At 65.0% G+C, this 3,195-nt stretch carries 4 protein-coding genes; all 4 read left to right on the forward strand.

The window, feature by feature from the left end; translation table 11 throughout:
• Window positions 1–1,569 (forward strand): formate--tetrahydrofolate ligase (locus M3P21_RS22175; protein WP_249713685.1); only part of this gene is annotated, 1,569 nt, incomplete at its 5' end.
• Window positions 1,570–1,626: 57 nt separating this feature from the next.
• Window positions 1,627–1,932, forward strand: coding sequence for a chorismate mutase (locus M3P21_RS22180; RefSeq protein WP_249713686.1), 306 nt, complete (start codon window positions 1,627–1,629; stop codon window positions 1,930–1,932).
• Between the two features lie 35 nt (window positions 1,933–1,967).
• On the forward strand, window positions 1,968–2,198 hold the full coding sequence (locus M3P21_RS22185; protein ID WP_249713687.1) for a hypothetical protein: 231 nt from the start codon (window positions 1,968–1,970) through the stop codon (window positions 2,196–2,198).
• A gap of 15 nt (window positions 2,199–2,213) precedes the next feature.
• Complete coding sequence (gene folD / locus M3P21_RS22190; protein WP_249713688.1) at window positions 2,214–3,131, forward strand: bifunctional methylenetetrahydrofolate dehydrogenase/methenyltetrahydrofolate cyclohydrolase FolD; 918 nt, start codon at window positions 2,214–2,216, stop codon at window positions 3,129–3,131.
• The last annotated feature ends 64 nt before the right edge of the window (window positions 3,132–3,195 follow it).

Consider the following 3,195-nt stretch of genomic DNA (forward strand, 5'->3'; position numbering starts at 1 on the left):
CATGACAAGGCGAAGGTGAGCCAGGACTTCATCAACTCGGTCCAGGGCCGCGAGGATGGCAAGCTGATCCTGGTCACCGCGATCAACCCGACGCCCGCGGGCGAGGGCAAGACCACCACCACCGTGGGTCTGGGCGACGGTCTGAACCGGATCGGCAAGAATGCGATGATCTGCATCCGCGAAGCCTCGCTGGGTCCGAACTTCGGCATGAAGGGCGGCGCTGCGGGCGGTGGTTACGCGCAGGTGGTTCCGATGGAGGAGATGAACCTGCATTTCACCGGCGATTTTCACGCCATCACCAGCGCCCACAGCCTGCTCAGCGCGATGATCGACAACCATATCTACTGGGGCAACGAGGCCGAGATCGACATCCGCCGCGTCGCCTGGCGCCGGGTGGTCGACATGAATGACCGCGCCCTGCGCCAGATCACGGCCTCGCTTGGTGGGGTCAGCAACGGCTTCCCGCGCGAGACCGGGTTTGACATCACCGTTGCCTCGGAAGTGATGGCGATCCTGTGCCTGGCCACCGATCTGAAGGATCTGGAAAAGCGTCTGGGCGACATCATCGTGGCCTATCGCCGCGACAAGACAGCGGTGTACTGCCGCGACATCAAGGCCGAAGGCGCGATGACCGTGCTGCTGAAGGACGCGATGCAGCCCAACCTGGTGCAGACGCTGGAAAACAACCCCGCCTTCGTGCATGGCGGCCCGTTCGCCAATATCGCCCATGGCTGCAACTCGGTGATTGCCACCAAGACCGCGCTCAAGGTCTGCGACTATGTGGTGACCGAGGCCGGCTTTGGCGCCGATCTGGGGGCCGAGAAATTCATGAACATCAAGTGCCGCAAGGCCGGCATTGCGCCCTCGGCGGTGGTGCTGGTTGCCACGGTGCGGGCGATGAAGATGAATGGCGGTGTCGCCAAGGCGGATCTGGGCGCGGAAAACACCGATGCGGTCAAATCGGGCTGTGCCAACCTCGGCCGCCATATCGAGAACGTGAAATCCTTCGGGGTGCCGGTGGTTGTCGCCATCAACCACTTCGTCACCGACACCGAGGGTGAGGTGCAGGCGGTGCAGGATTATTGCGCCGAGCATGGCGTCGAGGCGGTGCTGTCGCGCCATTGGGAGCTGGGCTCGGAAGGCTCGGCGCCGCTGGCCGAGAAGGTGGTGGAAATCGTCGAGGGCGGCTCCGCCAACTTCGCGCCGATCTATCCCGACGAGATGCCGCTGTTCGAGAAGATCGAAACCATCGCCAAGCGCATCTATCGCGCCGATGAGGTGCTGGCCGACAACAAGATCCGCAACCAGCTGCGCGAGTGGGAAGAGGCGGGCTATGGCACTCTGCCGGTCTGCATGGCCAAGACGCAGTATTCCTTCTCGACCGATCCGTCCTTGCGCGGGGCGCCCACCGGCCATTCGGTTCCGGTGCGCGAGGTGCGGCTCAGCGCCGGTGCGGGCTTTATCGTGGTGGTCTGCGGCGAGATCATGACCATGCCGGGCCTGCCGCGCAAACCGGCGGCCGAAAGCATCAGACTTAACGACGCAGGACAGATCGAGGGCTTGTTCTAAGCCGCCAAATAAGACATCCCGTGGCCCGGAGAGTGTTCCGGGCCGCAGGAGATTTCGATGCCCCCTCTGAAAGCGCCGCAGGACTGCGAGACGATGCAGGATCTGCGGGTCCAGATCGACCGGCTTGACCAGCATCTGGTGGAATTGCTGCGGACACGCGCGACCTATATCGACCGCGCGTCGCAGCTGAAACCCGGCGAAGGTCTGCCCGCCCGCATCCCCGCGCGCGTCGAAGAGGTGGTGGCCAAGGTTCGCGCCAGGGCAGATGGGGCGGGGCTGGACCCCGACCTGGCCGAACGGCTCTGGCGCATCCTGATTGACTGGTCGATCACCCGCGAAGAGCAGGTGCTCGGCCCCGATTGAAACGCGACCGACGCGCGACAGACAGCGGAGCACCGATGCGGGCAGCATTGATCGACGAAGGCCATTGGCACCCGGAGGCGGCACGTTCCGAGCGCAACCGGGGGCGCAGCGCCGACCGCGCCGGTGCCCGGATCGCGCCCCGCACCTGTCCGCAAGAGACCGCGCTGGCGCAGCGGACCGGCCTCCAACAGGGGCTGAACGCCGTCCGTGCGACGCGACTGCAGATGGACCACTGCCGGGACAGCCATGCCCGGACCGATATCTAGGAAGGAACTGAGGAAATGGGTGCGCAGATCATCGACGGAAAGGCCTTTGCCGCCAAGGTACGCGGGCAGGTGGCCGAGCATGTGGCGAAGCTGAAGGAAAGTCACGGGATCACCCCGGGACTGGCGGTGGTGCTGGTGGGCGAGGACCCGGCCAGCCAGGTCTATGTCCGCTCCAAGGGCAAGATGACCGTCGAGGTCGGCATGAACTCTTACGAACACAAGCTGGATGCGGACACACCCGAAGACGTGCTGCTGGCGCTGATCGACCAGCTCAACAGGGACCCGGCGGTGCATGGCATCCTGGTGCAGCTGCCGCTGCCCGGCCATCTGAACGAGGATCTGGTGATCAATTCGATCGACCCGGCCAAGGATGTGGACGGGTTCCATATCTCGAATGTGGGCCTGTTGGGGACCGGCCAGAAATCGATGGTGCCCTGCACGCCGCTGGGCTGCCTGATGATGCTGCGCGACCATCACGGCTCGCTCTCGGGCCTGGACGCGGTGGTTGTGGGCCGCTCCAACATCGTCGGCAAGCCGATGGCGCAACTGCTGCTGGGTGACAGCTGCACCGTGACCATCGCGCATTCCCGCACCAAAAACCTGGCCGACGTGGTGCGCCGCGCCGATATCGTCGTGGCCGCCGTCGGCCGTCCGGAAATGGTGCCCGGTGACTGGATCAAGCCCGGCGCCACGGTGATCGACGTCGGCATCAACCGCATCGACGCGCCGGAAAAAGGGACCAATGAGGATGGCAGCGTCAAAACCCGCCTCGTCGGCGACGTACATTACGAAAGCGCCGCCGCGGTTGCCGGCGCCATCACCCCTGTCCCCGGAGGCGTCGGCCCCATGACCATCGCCTGCCTGCTGGCCAACACCCTCACAGCCGCAGCCCGCGCCAACGACCTGCCAGAACCAGAAGGCCTGACGGCCTAAGCCGCAACCGCCACCATCGTACCCTGCAACAGCGCAACATGGGTGTCGCGATTGTCGTCGACGG

It is taken from the genome of Ruegeria spongiae, assembly GCF_023502395.1.
Classification (GTDB): Bacteria; Pseudomonadota; Alphaproteobacteria; order Rhodobacterales; family Rhodobacteraceae; genus Ruegeria_C; species Ruegeria_C spongiae.

What these genes read in the sequence shown, in the direction of transcription:
- M3P21_RS22180 (WP_249713686.1), top strand. Translation starts at nt 1,627, where the DNA reads ATGCCCCCTCTGAAAGCGCCGCAGGACTGCGAGACGATGCAGGATCTG.
- M3P21_RS22185 (WP_249713687.1), top strand. Translation starts at nt 1,968, where the DNA reads ATGCGGGCAGCATTGATCGACGAAGGCCATTGGCACCCGGAGGCGGCA.
- folD (WP_249713688.1), top strand. Translation starts at nt 2,214, where the DNA reads ATGGGTGCGCAGATCATCGACGGAAAGGCCTTTGCCGCCAAGGTACGC.